Below are 19,404 nucleotides of genomic sequence, written 5' to 3'. Positions count from 1 at the left end.
GTTTTGATGCGGCGGCTGGACAGACGTTTCATTTGAGTCTGTTCAAAGGGCGGGGTTAAGGCACCGGATCATGCCCGCTGCCGCCCAAAGGGTGACAGCGGCAGATGCGCTTACAAGCCAGCCAGCAACCTTTTAAGGCGCCGTATTTCTGTACAGCCTCCAGTGCATACTGCGAACAGGTAGGCGTGTAACGGCAGCGCGGCGGCAACATCGGGCTGAGGGCGTAGCGGTAAAAACGGATCAGCCCGAGTAAAATTTTATCCATGGTGTTTATGCTCGACGGCTTGATCAAGCTGCCGCCAAACTTCGGCACGGCCTGCTGCATTGAAAGGCTGGCGTACCCTGACCACAATGTCGTTGGCGGCCAAGCGGTGGCGGTTGAGGCGGAACCACTCCCGCACGGCCCGCTTCATGTAGTTGCGGCGGTTGGCGCGTTTGGCGGTTTTCTTGGGCACCGCCAAGCCCAAACGGGGATGCGGCAAACCGTTGGGCATTTGCCAAACCTGCACCGCTGTTTTGCTGTTTAGCCTGCGCAAAGCAAAAACGGAAGAAAACTCTTCCGTTTTTAATAGGCGGTACCGTTTGCCGAAACCCCGGTCCACAGTTATACGGCCAGGCGCTTGCGGCCTTTGGCGCGGCGGGCGGCCAAGACGGCGCGGCCGCCGCGGGTTTTGGAGCGCACCAAAAAGCCGTGGGTGCGTTTGCGTTTGGTCACAGAAGGTTGGTAAGTGCGTTTCATGTGGGTGCTTCCTAACAGATGATTCGAAATCTAAAGCTGCGGATTACACCCGATTTCGGCTGGATTGTCAATCTAGAAACAAGTAAAAAGCGCGCCGCACCGCCATAGCGGGCAGGCTGCATTTTCGGTATAATCCGCCGACCTTTCAGCCCCCGCCGCCTGCGGCCTTGACCCTCCCGAATCTGCATCCGATGACGCTCGAACAATTTTGGCCCCGCTGCCTGCATCATTTACACAACACGCTGCCGGAGAAGCAATACCAAACTTGGATTGCTCCCTTGAGCGTGGGCGAATCCGATGCCGGGGAGTGGGTGGTTTATGCCCCCAGCGTGTTCGTATTGAATATGCTGCGCCAAACTTATGCACCGCAAATCCGCAGCCTGATGCAGCAATGGCTACCTGAAAACCCGCCCACCCTGCTGCTGCAAAAGGGCCGGGGCCGTCAGTACGAGCGCGCGGCTGGCGAAACGGATGCCGTTAACACCAATGCCGCCATCGCCGGGATGCGGCCGGCCTTCGATGCTATGGAAGGCCGAGTTGAAGAAAAAAACGAACAAGCCATTGCCTCGGCTGCGGCTCCTGCCGAATTAAAAGACCAGCGCAGCGCTGTCGACATTGTGGCCGCCCGTCTACATCAAATTTTGGCCAACGAAACCGGCGGCGAAAAGAACAGCGCCGGTAAGGCGGAAACCCCGTCGCCAGCCAAACCGGCCGCCGCCAAAAAAAGCAGCAAGCCCAAAACCGCAGCCGAAGAAGAGCAGCAGCAATGGTATGAACAGAGTAATCTGTCGCCCGACTATACCTTTGAAAGCTTGGTGGAGGGCAAAGGCAACCGCTTGGCCGTGGCCGCCGGACAGTCGATTGCCGAATCGCTGGGCAAAAGCCAATACAATCCGTTTTTCCTCTACGGCAGCACGGGCTTGGGCAAAACTCACTTGGTGCAGGCCATCGGCAACCGCGTGCTCGCCCTCAATCCGCGCGCCAAAGTGCGCTACATGCACTCCGACGACTATCTGCGCAATATGATGTCGTCCTTCCGCAACAATGCCTACGAAGCCTTCAAGCAGCAATACAAACAATACGATCTGCTGATTATTGACGACATCCAGTTCATCAAAGGCAAAGAGCGCACCATGGAAGAGTTCTTCCATCTCTACAACCATTTCCACAGCCACAAAAAGCAGATCATTCTCACCTGCGACGTATTGCCCACCCTGATTGAAGAGTTGGACGAGCGCCTCAAATCCCGTTTTTCTTGGGGGCTGACCCTGGAGCTGGAGCCGCCCGAATTGGAAATGCGGGTGCAGATTCTGCAGAAGAAAGCCGCCCTTTCCGGGGCGGATTTGAGCGAAGAAGCCGCCTTTTTTATTGCCAAACACATCCGTTCCAACGTGCGTGAGCTGGAAGGTGCGTTTAACCGCGTGCTGGCCCGCAGCCAGTTTACCGGCAAGCCCATCGACCAAGCACTGGCCGCGGATGCGTTAAAAGACATCGTTGCCAGCAAGCATAAGCTGATTACGCCGGAACTGATCATCGCCACCGTGGGCAAATACTACGGTGTCAAAGACAGCGACCTCATCGGCAAAAAACGCAATCAAAACATTGTGCGCCCGCGCCAAATCGCGATGAATTTGTGCAAAGACCTGACCGACCTGAGCCTCTCGGCCATCGGTGAGGCCTTCGGCAAACGCGACCACAGCACCGTCATCAACGCAGTGGAAAAAGCCGGCCAACTGCGCGAGAAACAGCCCGAGCTGGCCAAAGATTACGAAAAACTCCTGATCTTAATCAAAAATTAATCCGAAGGGATTTACCATGTTGATTTTACAAGCCGAACGCGACACTCTGCTCAAACCGCTGCAAGCCGTGACCGGCATTGTCGAACGCAAACACACCCTGCCGATTCTGTCCAATGTGCTGATCGAGCGCAGCAACGGCCAAACCAACATTCTCGCCACCGATTTGGAAATCCAAATCCACACCCACGGCCCGCACACCGATGCCGAAGATTTCCGCATCACCACCAATGCCAAAAAGCTGCAAGACATCCTGCGTGCTCTGCCCGAAGGCGCCATCGTGGCCTTGGATTGGGCGCAAAACCGCCTTACCCTTAAAGCCGGCAAATCCCGCTTTGCCTTACAAACCCTGCCGGCAGAAGACTTTCCTCTGATGAGCGTGGGCGAAGAAGTGGTCTCTGCCTTCACCCTGCCGCAGGAAACCTTCAAAAACATGCTCTCCCAAGTGCAGTACGCCATGGCCGTACAAGACATCCGCTACTACCTCAACGGCCTGTTGATGCAGGTAGAAGGCGACAGCCTGCGCTTGGTGGCCACCGACGGCCACCGCTTGGCCTACTCCGCCGCTGTGATTGATGCCAACCTGCCCAAGGCCGAAGTGATCCTGCCGCGCAAAACCGTGCTCGAGCTGTTTAAACTGCTCAACCGCCCCGCCGAGCCGGTTACCGTGGAACTGCTCAACAACCAAGTGCGCTTTCGTTGCAACGACACCGTTGTCGTCAGCAAAGTGGTGGACGGCAAATTCCCCGATTTCAACCGCGTGATCCCGCAAGACAACGACAAAATCTTCCAGCTTAACCGAACCGACCTGCTCGGCGCACTCGAGCGCGCCGCCATTTTGGCCAACGAAAAATTCCGCGGTGCCCGCCTGCAGCTGCGCCCCGGCCTGCTCAGCGTCTTGTGCAGCAACAACGAGCAGGAAGAAGCGCGCGAAGAATTGGAAATCGCCTATCAGGGCGGCGAATTGGAAGTCGGCTTTAACATCGGCTATCTGATGGACGTGTTGCGCAACGTGCACTCCGACGACATCCAGCTGGCCTTCGGCGACGCCAACCGCTCCACCCTGTTCACCATCCCCGACAATCCTGATTTCAAATACATCGTGATGCCGATGCGGATTTAATGCCCATCTCATTGTGTCAACAGGCTACCTGAAAACGTAAACCGTTCAGGTAGCCTGTTTTCATTGGCAAAACCGCATCCTCATCTTTCGCCGCAGCATATTCCACAATGTTTCGGCTGATTTTTCCTGCAAGTAAGTCAGGGCGTATTTAAGATTGCCTGAGACCTTTGCAAAATTCCCATCTGCGGCGCATTTCTGCGTTGTGCGCTGCTCGCTTACTTGCCTATCTATGTGATATGTCTGTCCCACGGGGATTCCTGGCGTTCACGCTCACTGCGCTGCTACGCCTTGAACTGCATCCACATCTGGAGGTTTTGCAAAGGTCTCTGCCTGATTTTCCGCCAAGCTGACTGTTTCTGAGGCTTTCCCCTTTGACAGCCAAATTTTTACTACAAAATTTGGCTGTTTCCCATGCTAATACCCTCCGATATTGGGCATCTCTGCCGGTGCATAGAGGGCTTGCTGGCAGCCCTTAGATGGGCTTGTACCAGCTAAATTAGGCTGATTCAGTAAAAATTTGCCATGATAAGTGCTTAATATGAAGATTTTTTTATCACCCCTTAATCAGATAATCAGAATATGCTGCGCCTCCAGTTCGAGGTTGGGGTCGAGGCGGGCGATGCTTGTTGCCGCTGCCGCGCCGTTGCCGTCGGGGTCGTAGGCGAGTTCGCCGGTTTGTGCGTTGTAGATGACGCGCTGCTCGGCGCTGGTCGCTTCATGCCCGATGGTGAAGGCGCTCTCTGCCAGTGTTCCTTTTTCCAGTGCGCTGAAGGCATCGCTCTCGAGCTGCAACAGATCGCCGTGGCTGACGTTGAAGCCGACGATGGTTTTGACGCCGTCGCCGTCCACAACGAAGGTGTCTTGGCCGTCGGTGCCGTATTCGGCGACGGTGAGGTTGAGTTCGCGCACGAAGCCGGCGCCGCCGCTGTCGGTGATTTCGATGGCCAGCGATACGCTTTTTTCGTTGGCGTCGTCGATGCTGACGCCGTTTTTGAGCTTGAGCTGGTCGGCGACGATTTCGAAGCGTTCGTCGTTGATGCGGTAGCTGAAGGTTTCGCCGGGGTCGGCGTCGTGCACGCCCATTTTGCCGATAACATGGCCGGGCGTTTCGTCGGCGATGTATTGGCCGACGACGTAGGCCCATTGCGGGGCGTGGTTGGGCTGCGGGCTGCCGACGGGGTTGGTTTCGGCGCTGGTGGCGCTCTCTTTTTCGCCTGCGCCGTCGGTGAATTCGACGTGCACGCTGATGCGCTTGCCGTTATCGGCATCGGTGAGGCGGTAGCTGCGGTTTGTGGCGCCGTCGATGGCTTTGCCGTCGGCCCGCCATTGGTAGCGCACGTCGGCGGAGACGATGTCGCCGTCGTAAACGTGGGCGGTGAGGGTTTCGCCGCTTTTGACCAGGCCGCGGATAAAGACGTCGGCTTTGTAGTCGTTATTGCGAACGATGTTGTTTTGACCGAGGTTTTCGATGCCGCCGCCTTCGATGCGCTTGCCGTGTTCGGTATAACCGCGCGGATAGCCGCCGCCGTAGATGGTGTTGTTTTCGACGACGATGTCGCGGCTCATGTCGTCCAGACGCAGTTTGCGGATGCCGCCGGTGGGCGCGGTCGTGACGTTGGCGTAGTGGATGGTGTTGCCCGCCACGCGCCCGCCTGCCAAACCGCCGATCCAGATGCCGTCGTTATTGCCGGTGAAAGTGTTGTTTTCGATATTGATGTTTTTGGTGACGGTGTCGGCATACCGTCCGCCGGGGTCGTGTTTGCCGTTGAACTGCTCGCCCGAGACGACGACGCCGAAGCCGGTGTTGCCTTCGAAGCGGTTGCCGCGAATGTCGATGTCGGTGGTGCTGCGTCCGGGGTTGGGCTCGACGTCGATGCCGGATTGCGGCATATGCCCGCTGGTGTTTTTAAACACGGAATCCAGCACTTTCACGCCTTTGGCATCGGTGATTGAGAGGCCTTGGCGGCGGTTGTTGTCGGCCACGACGTTGTAGAAAGTGACGTTCTGGCTTTGCGGATCGGCGCCGCTGTTGATGCCGACGTAGAAGCCGTCGCCCCAGAAGTCTTTGGCGGTCACTTTTTCGATCACCACGTCTTTGGAGGAGATGACGCGCACGCCGTAGCCGTATTGCCCGGTGAGACCCTGATGCTGGTCGCGTTCGCCGATCAGCGTGCCGCCGATGAGATGGGCGTTGTCGGCTTTGTAGAAGGTGATGAGGTTGTAGCGCTCCTGATCGGTGGGAATGGCTTTGAGCACGGTATCGTCGGCAAGCTTCAAGATGACGTTGGGCTTCATCATCAGCCCGCTCGGGTAGTTGCGCGACAGGCTGTGCGGCCCTTGTTGCGCGGTGGCGTCAATCATATAGGTGCCGCCCGGCATTTCCACCACGCCGCCGCCCTTCTCGGCCACGGCATCGATGGCTTTCTGAACGGCGAGGGTATCATCGGCCTTGCCGTCGCCTTTGGCGCCGTAAGCGGCGTCTTTGACATTGGCGACGAAATCCGTGGTCGGCTTGGGCACATGCACGCCAAGTTTGCCGCCGTTGGCGGGTGGTTTGGGCGCAGGCGCGGTGTAATTGGGATCGTCTTTAACGGCGATGGTAAAGGGTTTGCTCAATTCGTTGCCCGCACGGTCAATGGCGGTGACGTTCACCTTGATGCTTTGCGTTTGGGCGTAGTCGAGCTTTTGATCGGGTTTCAAACGGATAAGGCCGTAGGCGTCGATGTCGAAGCGCTCGTCGCTGATGCGGTAGCTCAAATCGTCGCCGCGGTCGCCGTCGATGCCGCGCACGCGCCCGGCAACAGCGCCGTTTTTGCCTTCGATGACTTCAAGCGCTTTGCCTGCCAACTCCAGCGCGGTGGGTGCGGCGTTGTTTTTGAAGCTGTCGATGGGCGGCGTGGGTTTGCTGACGGCGGTTTTGGTTTGTTTGCTGCCGTCGGGGAATTCGACGCGCACGCTCAAAGATTTGCCGCTGTCTTCGGGGCGGATGGTGTATTCGCGTGCGGTGGCGCCGGCTATGTCTTTGCCGTTGATTTGCCATTGATATTTAATGAATTTGGGCAGAGGAACGCCGTTACCGTCTTCGGGCTGCGCAAAGACGGTGGCACCGGTTTTCAGCGCGCCTTTGATAAAGACGGCGGCTTTGGTGTGGTTGCCGCTGACTTGGTGGCCGCTGCCTTCCAGGCTGCCCGCTTCATAGGTGCGCAGTTTGCCGCCGTAGAGGGTGTTGTCTTTAACGATGATGTTTTGCGAGTTGTTGTACACATCAATGTCGAAATAAGGAATGGTGTGGCCGTTATCCAACATGATGTTGCCGCTGATTTCGCCGCCAATCACATGGTTGAAGCGGATGGCGTTTAAGTTGTCATCCATGCGGTTGTTGATGACGCGCACATTTTCCACCACGGCATCCTCATCAGCGGAGGCGATGACGCCGAATCCGGCATTGTTTTCAAATACGGAATCGATGATCTCCACATTGGTGACTTTGTTGGGCACTTTGGTCTTGCCATCCGGTAACTCCAAGGGCGAATCTTTGCTGGGATTCGGCTCGATGTCGATGCCGGATTCGGGATTGGCGCCGTAGGTGTTTTTGAAGACGGATTTGATGACTTTGATATTGTCGCCGCCGGTGATGGAGAGCCCTTGGCGGGTGTTGTTATCGGCGGTGACGTTGTAGAACACCACATTGTCGGGCTGCGGCTGGTCATATTTATTGCGACCCAGATAGAAGCCATCGGTGAGGAAGTTTTGCGCGGTCACGTTTTCAATCACCACATTGCGCGCGGAATACATCGAAACGCCGAAGCCGCCGCCTTGATTGGCATCACGACCGCCGTCCAAGGTGCCGCCGATAATGTGGGCATTGTCCACATTGATCATGCGCAGCACAGCGGATTGGTCGGTCGGCAATTCATTGGGCATGGCTTTGAGCACGGTATCCTCGCTCATGCGCAAAATCACATTGCTTTTCATCGCAATGCCGCCCACGCCACGGTTGGAGTTGGCGCTCACCATATACGTTCCGGCCGGAATATCCACCACGCCGCCGCCTTTGGCCGCCACATCGTCAATGGCTTTTTGAATGGCGGCGCGGTCATCGGTTTTGCCGTCGCCTTGGGCGCCGAAGTCTTTGGCATTCACCACCACATCGGTCATAGGTTTGGGAACGTATACGCCCAATTTGCCGCCATTGGGGGCGGGATGGTTAGGGTCGTCCTGTACGTGCAGGGTGAAGCTTTCTGTGTACTTGGCACCGGCTATGTCGGTGGTGGTGACGGCCAGCTTGATTTGCGGTTCTTGGGCGAAATCCACCTTTTCACCGGCTTTCAGTTTCAGTTCGCCGTTTACGACTTCAAAGCGCTTATCGCTGACGGTGTAAGTGTGCGTATCGCCGGCATCGGGATCGATAGTGGCGAGCTTGCCTACCACCACACCTGCCTTGTTTTCAGGCAGCCTGTTGGCAGACAGGGTGATATCGGTCGGCGCTTGGTTGGGCGTAGGCTGCGGTGCGGGATGGTTGGGGTCGTCCTGCACGTGCAGGGTGAAGTTTTCTGTGTACTTGGCACCGGCTTTGTCGGTGGTGGTGATGGCCAGCTTGATTTGCGGCTCTTGGGCGAAATCCACTTTTTCACCGGCTTTCAGTTTGAGTTCGCCGTTCACCACTTCAAAACGCTTGTCGCTGACGGTGTAAGTGTGCGTATCGCCGGCATCGGGATCGATAGTGGCGAGCTTGCCTACCACCGCACCCGCTTGGTTTTCAGGCAGCCTGTTGGCAGACAGGGTGATATCGGTCGGCGCTTGGTTGGGCGTAGGCTGCGGTGCGGGATGGTTGGGGTCGTCCTGCACGTGCAGGGTGAAGTTTTCTGTGTACTTGGCACCGGCTTTGTCGGTGGTGGTGATGGCCAGCTTGATTTGCGGCTCTTGGGCGAAATCCACTTTTTCACCGGCTTTCAGTTTGAGTTCGCCGTTCACCACTTCAAAACGCTTGTCGCTGACGGTATAGCTGTGGCTATCGCCTTGGTCGGGGTCGGTAGTGGTGAGTTTGCCGACAACCGCACCGGCTTTGTTTTCAGGCAGCGTATTGGCAGACAGGGTGATATCGGTCGGCGCTTGGTTGGGCGTGGGCTGCGGTGCGGGATGGTTGGGGTCGTCCTGCACTTGCAGGGTGAAGTTTTCTGTGTACTTGGCACCGGCTTTGTCGGTGGTGGTGATGGCCAGCTTGATTTGCGGCTCTTGGGCGAAATCCACTTTTTCACCGGCTTTCAGTTTGAGTTCGCCGTTCACCACTTCAAAACGCTTGTCGCTGACGGTATAGCTGTGGCTATCGCCTTGGTCGGGGTCGGTAGTGGTGAGTTTGCCGACAACCGCACCGGCTTTGTTTTCAGGTAGCCTGTCGGCAGACAGCGTGATGTCGGTGGGCGCTTGGTTGGGCGCAGCGCCGATGACGAGTTCGAGATTGGCAAGTTCGTTGGGATTGTTGGCCAAATCAACAAAAGCATCGTCGGCCACGGTCACGCTGGCTTTGCCTGCTGCGCCTGCGGTGAAGGTGGCGGTAAAGGTGGTGTCATCCACTTGGCGGAAGTTGGAGAGCGTGCCGCCTTGGACGATGACGTCATCAGCAGCAAAGCCTTTGACGGGTTCGCTGGCTTTGAAAGTGAGCTGGGTGCTGCCGCCGGGCGTCAGCGTGGACGGCGTGGCGCTGATGGCAAGCGTCGGCGCGGTGGTGTCGGTTGCGGGTGGCGGCGCGGGGGTATCTTCGATAACGGGCGCAGTAGCTGTGCTGCTCGGTTTTTCGGCGGTGTTTTTACCGTCGGTGTAAGTGGCTTGGACGCTGATGGCTTTGCCTTTTTCATTGGCGGTCAAAGTGTAAGTGCTTTGCGTGGCGCCTTGGATGGGTTGACCGTCGGCGAGCCATTGATAATGCGGGCTACCTGAAACGCCATCGGCGTCGCTGATTTTGGCCGTCAGCGTCTGTCCAACCTTGGCTTCACCTTCAATGGTCACGCTGCCGTTGGGCTTGGGTTGCTGCGGGGGCGGAGTGGTATTGCCGCCACCGGAGGGAGGAGGATTAGTGTTACCGCCGCCAGAGGGTGGAGGTGTGGTATTGCCACCGCCGGCAGGCGGAGGGGTGGTATTGCCACCACCAGAAGGCGGTGGATTGGTATTGCCGTTATCCGCAGGCGGCGGTGCGGGTTGGTTGGATTGGTCGTTGTTTTCGCTGCCACTTTGTGCGGCGAGTGCCAAGCCGCCGAGTGCCAAAGTGCCGATCCCGAAGGCGGTGAGCGCAGAAACAGATGCGCCTTCACCAGCCGCCACACCCACGCCCGCTACTTCTTCCGCCAACACGTGCTCGACCGGCAACACGCTTGGCGCTTCGACTATGCCGTAAGCCACATATTGGCCGTTACCATTCATGCCGAGCAGCGGATTCTTCAATCCACTTTCGTCGAGCAGGAAATAGTCTTCAATCCGCAAAGCCTGCTGCCCGTCGATATGGACCAGCAAATCATTGCCCGCTCTCGCGGCTTCCACATTGGCCGGCGCCAAGCCGCCCTCGCCCGCCAGTTGGTATTGCACTTGATCCTGGGCGCGAATCGAAAGCGGCGTATTGCCCAAGCGGTGGGCTGCCAAAGTTTGTCCGTGTTGGTTGACGATAGTGAGGGTGGTGGCCATGGCAAATCCTTTTGTCGATAACAGTTCGCGTGAGAAATTTCCTAACTAAAAAGCGCTTATAGTGAGAAAAACCATCGCAATAATCGCTTATCTATGGAAAAAATACCTATTTCAAAAGTCTTTACTTCTATGAATCATGAACGGAATATTGCTATATAGCAATTTCCGCGCCAGTCCGGCGCTTTTGCTCTATCGGGGAAATGTGGCCGGTCTATGACCGCTTCCCCAAAAATCCTGTGCCAATTTTGCGGAAGCGGTCATAGGATTCCTAGCCTCCTCTGTAAACGTTTGTTTTTTATTAAAAACGCTTTTTTAGTAAAAAATCACCATACAAAGCGCTTCGCATGGTGATTTTTTACCGCTCTTATCCCGTTAAATAATCTGGATATGCTGCGCTTCCAGCTCCAGCGCGGGGTCGAGGCGGGCGATGATGGTGGCTGCCGCGGCGCCGCTGCCGTCGGGGTCGTAAGCGAGTTCGCCGGTGCTGGCGTTATAAATCACGCGGTGCTCGGCGTTCCCGGCTTTGTCGCCGACAACGAAGGCAGTTTCGGCGAGTGTGCCTTTGTCGAGTGCGGTGAATACGCTGCTTTCCAGTTGCAGCAGGTCGCCGTGGCCGGGGTTGAAGCCGGTGATGGCGGTGATGCAGCCGCTGTCGAGCAGGCATTCGCTGTCGATGACGAAGGTGTCTTGCCCTTCGCTGCCGTGCTGGATGCTGCCGAGGTTGTCGAGGTCGAGCAGGTTTTCTTCGCCGATGAGGGCTTTGTCGGCAGCAAAGAGGCGCGCGCCTTGCGGTTTGGCGCTTGCGGCGGGGCTGATGCCGCCGTTGGCGTTCACGCGCACGCTGTTGAGGCTTTCGTAGGGTTCGCCGTAGGTGTTGTCGGCGGCCCAGGCGATGATTTCGCTGCCGGTTTTGAAGGCGCTGACGGGGATTTCAGTACGGCCGGTTTTGGGGTCGAAGCTGCTGCCCGGAGGGAAGCTGGAGTAGTCGGACCATTCGCCTTCCCAGGCGCCGAAGTCGAAGAATTTGTCTTCGCCGGCGGGGCTGGTGTAGTAGATGCGCATTTTGGTGGCGTTTTTGTCGGGCTGGAAAACGAGTTTGCCGCTGGCGGTGCTGATGTCGACAGGTGCGGGCATGGTGCCGGCTTGCGTGGGGTCGGTGTTGTCTTCGATGCGGGTGGTGACGCTGCTGTCGGCGCCGAGGCGGACATTGCTGCTGAAGCCGGCGATTTCGACGCGGTAGCTTTCCGCGCTTTCATCTGCGCTGTCGCGCAGCGGACGCAGGAAGACGCCGAGGTCGGTTTGGCCTGCTTCGATGGTGACGCTCCAGGGTTGGTCGCTGAGGAAGTCTTTGCGGTCGGTGTCGATGTGGACAAGGCGCAGTTCCACTTCTATCGGCTCGTCCAGGGCTTTGCTGAGGTGGAGGTTGTAAGCGGTTTGTTTGCCTTCGAGAATGCTGTTTTCAAGGCTTTGCAGGGTGAGCACGGGGCGGTTGTCGGCGGCGACGGGCTGGCTCGGGCTGCTCTCCACGCTTTCCGCATGGTCGTGGCCGTCGGTGTAGCTGGCGGTGACGGTGAGGGTTTTGCCGATGTCGGCCGCCTTGGGCACATAGGTGGCGCCGCGCCCCACTTCCTGGCCGCCGGCTTTCCAGATGTAGGTGATGTCGCCGAGGCCGTCGGGGTCTTGCAGGGTGTGCGAGGCGCTCAAGGTTTGCCCTTCCAGCACGTCGCCGTTGATGCGCACTTCGCCGGTCGGACGCTGGTTGAGTGCGGGATAGGCGGGATCATCCTGCACGTTGATGGTGAAGGTTTCGCTGTATTTTCCACCGGCTTTATCGGTGGTGGTGATTTCCAGGGCGATGGTTTTTTCCTGCGCAAATTCGACTTTGACGCCGTCTTTGAGCTTGAGATTGCCCTGGGCATCGACTTCAAAGCGGTTGTCGTTTACCGCGTAAGTGTGGCTGTCGCCTGCATCGGGATCGACGGTGGCGAGTTTGCCGATCACCGCACCGGCCTGATTTTCAGGTAGCCTGTCGGCGGACAAAGTGATGTCTGTGGGCGCTTGGTTGGCAGGCGGTGTGGGCGCGGGGTAGTTGGGATCGTCTTGAACTTGTAGCGTGAAGGTTTCGCTGTATTTTTCACCGCCTTTATCGGTGGTGGTGATTTCCAGGGCGATGGTTTTTTCTTGCGCGAATTCCACTTTGACGCCGTCTTTGAGCTTGAGGTTACCTTGGGCATCGACTTCAAAGCGCTGGTCGTTTATTACGTAAGTGTGGCTGTCGCCTGCATCGGGATCGACGGTGGCGAGTTTGCCGACAATCGCGCCCGATTTGTTTTCAGGTAGCCCGTTGGCGGACAAAGTGATGTCGGTGGGCGCTTGATTGCTGACGTTCTCCACTGCCGGTGTGGCGTCGCTTTCGGCGCTTTCCGTTTGCCCCGCGTTGTCGGTAAAGCTCACTTTCACGGTGAGGGTTTTGCCGCGGTCGGCGCCACTCGGCGTATAACGCGCCGCCGTTGCGCCGTCGATGGGCACGCCGTTGGCCAGCCATTGATATTGCAGGTTGGTGGCTTTGCTGGTGCCGTCGCCGTCATAAAACTGCGCGGTGAGTTCTTCGCCGTTTTGCGCGTTGCCGCGGATAAAGACGGCGGCTTTGAATTGGTTGTCGGCAATGGTGTTGCCACTGGTGTCGCGCGGCATGATGGTGCCGCCGTAGAGGGTGTTGCCGGTGATCTCCACGTCGCGGGTGGGGCGCGGATCGGGGTTTTTCACGGCATGATAATCGCCGTTGTAAAGGCGGATGCCGCCGGAGTCATGATGATGGGCGTCGGGGTCGATGTGGATGGTGTTGCCTTTGATGCTGCCGCCCTCCAGTCCGCGCAAGATGATGGCGTCGCGCGGGTTGCCGCTTAATGTATTGTTTTCAAATACGACATTTTGCACGCGACTGCCCGCCGAGTTGTTCGCCACCAAAAAGCCAATGTGGTTGTCGAGGAACTGGTTGCCGCGGATTTCCACGTTGCTGACGTCCTGCCCTGCATTGGGTTCAAGATCAATGCCCGCGCGCGGGTCGGTGCCATCGGTGTTTTGGAAGATGGAGTTTAGAATTTTGATATTTTTTCCGTGGGTCACGCTCAGTCCTTGGCGGCGGTTGTGATCCGAGGTGACTTGATAGACGGTAACGTTTTCGTTTTGCGTGGGGTGGGTGCTGTCTTTGCCGAGATATATGCCGTCGCCCCACATGTTTTTGACGGTAACGTTTTCAATGGTGATATTGGTGGCGGCCATCAAGCGAATGCCGTGTCCAGCTTCGCCGTCGGTGCCAGTGTGTGTCTCGCGATCGCCTTCCAGCGTACCGCCGATGATGTGGGCGTTGTCCACATTGCGGAAACGGATGAGATCGTAATGGGTTTCGCCGTTGGTGATGGCTTTCAGTACGGTATCGTCTGCCAGACGCAAAATCACATGGCTTTTCATATGCAAGCGATTATTGACGGCGTCCACCATATAAGTGCCGGCCGGAATCTCGACGATACCGCCACCTTTGGCAGCCACGGCATCAATGGCTTTCTGAATCGCGGCGGTGTCGTCGGTTTTGCCGTCGCCTTTGGCGCCGTAAGCGGCGTCTTTGACATTGGCGATAAAGTCGGTGGCGGGTTTGGGGACATAGACGCCGAGTTTGCCGTCGTTGGGCGGTGTGGGCGGTGTGGGTGCAGGATAATTGGGGTCGTCTTGGACTTGTAAAGTAAAGGTTTCGCTGTATTTTCCCCCTGCTTTATCGGTGGTGGTGATTTCCAGGGCGATGGTTTTTTCCTGCGCAAATTCCACTTTGATGCTGTCTTTGAGCTTGAGGTTGCCCTGGGTATCGACTTCAAAGCGCTGGTCGTTTACCGCGTAAGTGTGGCTGTCGTTTGCATCGGGATCGACGGTGGCAAGTTTGCCGATCACCGCGCCGGCTTGGTTTTCAGGTAGCCTGTCGGCGGACAGCGTGATATCGCTGGGGGCATGGTTTTGCGGCATGGGCGGCGTGGGCGCAGCGCCGATGACGAGTTCGAGGTTGGTAAGTTCGTTGGGGTTGTCGGCAAGATCGACAAAAGCATCGTCGGCCACGGTCACGCTGGCTTTGCCTGCTGTGTCTGCGGTGAAGGTGGCGGTAGAGGTGGTGTCATCCACTTGGCGGAAGTTGGAGAGCGTGCCGCCTTGGACGATGACGTCATCAGCGGTGAAGCCTTTGACGGGTTCGCTGGCTTTGAAAGTAAGCTGGGTACTGCCGCCGGGCGTCAGTGTGGACGGCGTGGCGCTGATGGCAAGCGTCGGCGCGGTGGTGTCGGTTGCGGGTGGCGGCGGTGCGGGCGTATCTTCAATCACTTGAGCAGTAGCAGCGCTGCTCGGTTTTTCGGGGGTATTTTGTCCGTCGGTGTAAGTGGCCTGGACGCTGATGGCTTTGCCTTTTTCATTGGCGGTCAGCGTATAAGTGGATTGAGTCGCACCTTGAATGGGTTGGCCGTCGGCGAGCCATTGATACTGCGGGCTACCTGAAACGCCGTCGGCATCGCTGATTTTGGCGGTCAGCGTTTGCCCGACCTTGGCTTCGCCTTCAATAGCGATACTACCGTTGGGCTTGGGCGGTTGCGGCGGCGGATTGGTATTGCCGCCGCCGGAAGGCGGAGGTGTAGTGTTACCACCGCCGGAAGGCGGAGGCGTAGTGTTGCCACCACCGGAGGGTGGAGGTGTGGTGTTGCCATTATCTGCAGGCGGCGGTGCGGGTTGATTGGATTTGTCGTTGTTTTCATTGCTGTTTTGTGCGGCGAGTGCCAAGCCGCCGAGCGCCAGAGTGCCGATGCCGAAAGCGGTGAGCGCAGAAACAGATGCGCCTTCGCTAGCGGCCACGCCTGCCACTTCTTCCGCCAATACGTGCTCCACCGGCAACACGTTTGGCGCTTCGACTATGCCGTAAGCCACATATTGGCCGTTACCATTCATGCCGAGCAAAGGATTTTTGAGGCCGCTGTCATCGAGCAGGAAATAGTCTTCAATCCGCAAAGCCTGCTGGCCGTCGATATGGACCAGCAAATCGTTGCCCGCCCGTGCTGCTTCCACATTGGCCGGCGCCAAGCCGCCCTCGCCCGCCAGCTGGTATTGCACTTGATCCTGGGCGCGAATCGAAAGCGGCGTATTGCCCAGGCGGTGAGCTGCCAAAGTTTGTCCGTGTTGGTTGACGATGGTGAGGGTGGCGGCCATGGCAAATCCTTTTTTATAAAAGATAAAGTGGTAATTTTTCTCACGCAGAAGCGCTTATGTTGAGAATTTTTCTCACTATAAGCGCTTGATGATGAGAAAAAATATCTATTCCGGAGGTTTTGATTTGATGCATCATGAACGGAATATTACTGTCTAGCAATTTCCGCGCCAGTCTCGCGCTTCTGCTCTATCGGAGTGTTGCTTGCCACGATAAGGCCATGGCGGGATTGCCATTCTTGCGAGCAACTGCATCTGCCGCTTGCGGAGTATCAGGACAACGCTTTTAAGCGGTATGGTTTGGATGTCGGCCTGTTTACTACGCCTTGAACCGCATCCACATCCGGGGGTTTTCCAAAGGTCCCGGCTTATGGCAAAGTATCCGGCCGATTGATAAGGAGACCGATATGCGATTTTCCCCCGTTGCCAAAAAAACCGCATGGTGGTTGTTGTTTGCCGTTACGACGGCGGTGTATGTGACCATGCTGACCGTGACGTTGCCGAAGTTGCAGGCATTTTCGGGCGGCTTGTCCGTGCCGGATATGATGGCTTCGGGCTACGATGCCGCTTATCTGAACATGTTGTTCGACCGCTTGGGCGAGGTCGGGCGGCATTTTTATCTGCGGCGGCAGTTGGCGCTGGATATGCTGTATCCCATTTTGTTTGCCGCCGCCTATGGCGTTTTGCTGGCGTATTTGCCCGCCAAGGCGGATTTAAGCCGCGCATGGGCGAAGCGGCTGCCGCTGCTGCCTGTGCTGGCTGGCGGGTTTGATTATCTGGAAAACGGTATGTTGGCGCTTATGCTGCACCGCTATCCCGATATTTCCGCCGTGCAGGCGGTATCGGCATCGGCGTTTACCGCGGCCAAGTCTTTGTTCGGCGCTTTGACGTTGCTGGCGGTAGCCGTATTGCTTGCGCTATGGGGAATCAGGCGGCGCAAGGCGGTTTGCTGACCTGAAAAAGACCGTCCGGAAACCTGTTGGGGTTTCCGGACGGCCTTTTTCATGATGCCGAAAATCTTACCGGTAAGACTGATAGACGCTGCTGCTGCCGTTTTTCGCTACCAGTAAAACATCATAAGGATGTTTTCTGTTTTGATACATGTCGCCGTCCATGCCCGGCGAGCCGAGCGGCATACCCGGCGTTGCCAGGCCCAGGGCGTCGGGTTTTTCCGCCAGCAGGCGGCGGATGTCGGCGGCGGGGGTGTGGCCTTCGATCACATAGCCGCCCACTTTGGCGGTGTGGCAGGAGGCGTACTGTTGCGGCATGCCGAATTGCTCGCGGACTTCGCGGTTGCCGGTATTGTGTACGACGACTTTAAAGCCTTCGCCTTCCATGCGCTTCGCCCATTCGGTGCAGCAGCCGCAATTGGGGTCTTTCCAGACTTCGATTTGATGGGGGGCGGCATGTCCGCCGGCTGCGGCGGTATGCTCCGCCTGCGGTGCGCCGTTCTGTCCGGGCAGCCATGCGAATACCGCTGCGGCGGATGCGAAAGCCAGTGCGCCCAAAGCCCACGCTGTTTTTCGGGTAAAGAATGTTTTCTGTTGCATATCGTATTCCAAACTGAATTCACGGGTTGGGAAATGGTCGGAAGCAGGGCGGTTTATTCCACCCGCAATTGCCCCATCATGCCCAAGTTTTCGTGTTCGAGAATGTGGCAGTGGAACATCCGTATGCCTTTGTCAAGCTGTACCGTGCGGAATTTGAGCGATTCGTAAGGCCGGAGGTTGACCGTATCTTTCAAGGCTTTGGCGACTTGTTCCGTCCTGCCGTCCAGGGTGCGCTCGGTTACGATGAACTGTGTGCCGTGCAGGTGGAACGGGTGGTCCATGTGGGAGTCGTTGATGACGGTCCATTCTTCGGTTTCGTTGACCCGGCTGGTCAAATCGATGCGGTTCATGTCGTAGCTTTTGCCGTTGATCAGGAACATATTGTTCATTCCCCGCCCCATCCGTTCGCTCAGGACGACTTGTTTGAACGATGTCGGTTCGCCCAGGTCGGCAATCGGGCGCAATGTTGCGGGCAGTTGCACGGCGGCGGCGTTTTTCAGCGAAATGCTGCCGAGGTTGCGGGTTTCGGCTTGGAAAGGCTGCATCATTTTTTTGCGGTCATACGGTATGTCTTGCAGTTCGGACGTTCCGTCCGCCCCCCGAACCACGACTTCGTAACGTTCACCCGGGGCGATCAGCAAGGAAGATACCGGTTCGGCAGGCCGCTCCAGCAATCCCCCGTCCGTGCCGACGACAATCCATTGCGCGCCGGGAACCGCCAAATGGAGATAGCGGGCGTTGCAGGCGTTCCAGATGCGGATCCGCTGCGTGCCGCTGATTTCGATGGCGGGGCGGAATTGTCCGTTGATCAGGGTAAATTGCCCTTCGCGTCCGTTCATCCAATCCATCATGGTGTTTTCGGGCAGCCTGCCTTCGCTGTCCAAACGCAGGTCGGAAAACAGCCAGTGCTGTTCGGGCAGGTTTTTGAGCGGATCGTCCGCCGAACGCACGATAAGCGCGCCCGCCAAGCCTTTGTAAGCCTGGCTGGAAACCAAATCGTGGGCGTGGGTGTGATACCAGTAAGTGCCCGCCGAACCTTCGGGCAGGGTAAAGGTATAGAGGCGGCGCTCTCCGGGCTTGACCGGATCATTGGGGTTGCCGTCCTGATCGGGCGGTACGGGCAATCCGTGCCAATGCACCGTGGTTTCTTCGTTCAAGCGGTTGACAAATTCGATACTGACCGTATCGCCCTCCGTCAACTCGATCAGTTGTCCGGGCAAGTGGCCGTTGTAAGTGAAGAAAGCGGTCGGTTTGCCCGGAAGCAGCTCGATTCGGTGCTCCGCCGCCGTGATGTTTGCCCGAAAGTGTTTTCCGTTCCTGCCGGGCAGCAACGGCAGGGGTTTCAACGGCCCGCCTTGGGGCAAGGCATCCGGCGGCAGCAGTGCCGCCTGCCCTTCCGCCATCATGCCGCCGTGCATTGCGCCCATCGGACCGTGATGCCCTCCGCCCGTGCCGTGTTCGCCCGCCCGGAGATAACCGGAACGCAGCAATGCCGCCCCTGCGGCGGCAGAGATGCCCAAAGTTAAAAATTGCCGTCTGTCGATGGGTTTCACAATACTTCCTTTCGTTGATGGAACAAGTCATGCATTCGCAGCACGGCACGGGCTTCAGCCCGTTCCGGGCGGCAGGCAAAGGCTACCTGAAAGCGGCACACGGTGTAAATCCGCCGTCGGTACGCCCCTCCCCCGCCGATATAGGCATCTGCACGAATATGAGCCCAAACAGGGCTGCAAGGTATTGAAATTACGGAATACCGTTCCTTCCCCCGCTGCGGGGAGGGTGTATTTAATTTAACCTATTATTTATAAAAAAGAAGGCGTACAGATACCTATGCCCCGCCGGCGGGGGAGGGTTTGTTCGGTTGGTCGCCGTTCGGTTGTGTCGGGGTTCGTCTGAGGCTCACCGCCGGGCTCATGAACGACGGCTGTTTGTTTATGGGGAAACCTGCCCGGCCTGCGTATCTTTCAGGTAGCCTTTTCCCTGCGCGGACGGTGTTGTTACCGCCACAGCGTCCACACTATCAGCGGCGAAGTGAGTACCGCGAACCAGGCGTCGCCCGTGCGTTCTCGGCAGTACAGTTGCCGGCTGAGGAAGATGCCGAGATAGCACAGCCACCACAATGCCATGGCGCGCATGCCGATCGCCGGCCACGACCATGTCCGCCCATGCATGGCGGCTTGGTAAAGGCAATAGCCGAGCAGCGGCCATTGTCCCAGCCAGCAGCAGATAAAGGGAAGGTGTTTGTTCATGGGCGGATGGGAGGTGGTATGATGGTAATTTTTCTCATTT

At 57.5% G+C, this 19,404-nt stretch carries 12 protein-coding genes; 4 read left to right on the top strand and 8 right to left on the bottom strand.

Going from position 1 to position 19,404, the window contains the following annotated elements:
- Positions 1 to 55 precede the first annotated feature (55 nt).
- From yidD to rpmH, 3 genes are read right to left on the bottom strand one after another with little or no spacing between them, the layout of a single operon-like run.
- Positions 56 to 265: a membrane protein insertion efficiency factor YidD gene (yidD, locus tag H3L94_RS08710; RefSeq protein ID WP_425325915.1), complete on the bottom strand. Its 210-nt coding sequence runs from the start codon at positions 263 to 265 to the stop codon at positions 56 to 58.
- Positions 258 to 602: a ribonuclease P protein component gene (rnpA, locus tag H3L94_RS08705; protein ID WP_182121694.1), complete on the bottom strand. Its 345-nt coding sequence runs from the start codon at positions 600 to 602 to the stop codon at positions 258 to 260. Before rnpA ends, yidD begins: the two co-directional genes overlap by 8 nt.
- 2 nt (positions 603 to 604) lie before the next feature.
- Positions 605 to 739 (bottom strand): 50S ribosomal protein L34, encoded by a 135-nt coding sequence (gene rpmH / locus H3L94_RS08700; protein ID WP_002214728.1) that lies wholly within the window; start codon positions 737 to 739, stop codon positions 605 to 607.
- A gap of 191 nt (positions 740 to 930) precedes the next feature.
- Between rpmH and dnaA the strand changes: the two genes are divergently transcribed.
- The 3 genes from dnaA (at position 931) to H3L94_RS13055 (ending at position 4,008) form a co-directional block, all read left to right on the top strand.
- Positions 931 to 2,538, top strand: a complete 1,608-nt coding sequence (gene dnaA, locus H3L94_RS08695) for a chromosomal replication initiator protein DnaA (protein WP_182123141.1) — start codon at positions 931 to 933, stop codon at positions 2,536 to 2,538.
- 16 nt (positions 2,539 to 2,554) lie between these two features.
- A complete protein-coding gene (gene dnaN, locus H3L94_RS08690) occupies positions 2,555 to 3,658 on the top strand; it encodes a DNA polymerase III subunit beta (RefSeq protein WP_182121693.1) in 1,104 nt (367 codons plus the stop codon).
- Positions 3,659 to 3,825: 167 nt separating this feature from the next.
- Positions 3,826 to 4,008 carry an ATP-dependent exonuclease gene (locus H3L94_RS13055; RefSeq protein ID WP_425325914.1) on the top strand — a complete coding sequence of 61 codons (183 nt, stop codon included), beginning with the start codon at positions 3,826 to 3,828 and terminating at the stop codon, positions 4,006 to 4,008.
- Positions 4,009 to 4,222: 214 nt separating this feature from the next.
- On the opposite strand, the gene H3L94_RS08685 is transcribed toward H3L94_RS13055, so the two are convergent.
- Both H3L94_RS08685 and H3L94_RS08680 read right to left on the bottom strand, forming a co-directional pair.
- Positions 4,223 to 10,333 (bottom strand): right-handed parallel beta-helix repeat-containing protein, encoded by a 6,111-nt coding sequence (locus H3L94_RS08685; protein ID WP_182121692.1) that lies wholly within the window; start codon positions 10,331 to 10,333, stop codon positions 4,223 to 4,225.
- 372 nt (positions 10,334 to 10,705) lie between these two features.
- Positions 10,706 to 15,568 (bottom strand): Ig-like domain-containing protein, encoded by a 4,863-nt coding sequence (locus tag H3L94_RS08680; RefSeq protein WP_182121691.1) that lies wholly within the window; start codon positions 15,566 to 15,568, stop codon positions 10,706 to 10,708.
- A gap of 404 nt (positions 15,569 to 15,972) precedes the next feature.
- On the opposite strand from H3L94_RS08680, the gene H3L94_RS08675 reads away from it, so the two are divergent.
- On the top strand, positions 15,973 to 16,518 hold the full coding sequence (locus tag H3L94_RS08675) for a hypothetical protein (RefSeq protein WP_182121690.1): 546 nt from the start codon (positions 15,973 to 15,975) through the stop codon (positions 16,516 to 16,518).
- Between the two features lie 66 nt (positions 16,519 to 16,584).
- On the opposite strand, the gene H3L94_RS08670 is transcribed toward H3L94_RS08675, so the two are convergent.
- The 3 genes from H3L94_RS08670 to H3L94_RS08660 form a co-directional block, all read right to left on the bottom strand.
- Positions 16,585 to 17,115: a DUF411 domain-containing protein gene (locus H3L94_RS08670; RefSeq protein ID WP_182121689.1), complete on the bottom strand. Its 531-nt coding sequence runs from the start codon at positions 17,113 to 17,115 to the stop codon at positions 16,585 to 16,587.
- 53 nt (positions 17,116 to 17,168) lie between these two features.
- Entirely contained in the window at positions 17,169 to 18,668 is a 1,500-nt protein-coding gene (locus H3L94_RS08665) for a multicopper oxidase family protein (RefSeq protein WP_220457297.1), read from the bottom strand.
- Positions 18,669 to 19,112: 444 nt separating this feature from the next.
- A complete protein-coding gene (locus H3L94_RS08660; protein ID WP_182121688.1) occupies positions 19,113 to 19,364 on the bottom strand; it encodes a hypothetical protein in 252 nt (83 codons plus the stop codon).
- Between the last annotated feature and the right edge of the window lie 40 nt (positions 19,365 to 19,404).

Source organism: Neisseria shayeganii, from assembly GCF_014054965.1.
Taxonomy (GTDB): domain Bacteria; phylum Pseudomonadota; class Gammaproteobacteria; order Burkholderiales; family Neisseriaceae; genus Eikenella; species Eikenella shayeganii.
Note: the sequence above shows the minus strand (reverse complement) of the source record. Positions and strands in the feature narration are given on the sequence as shown.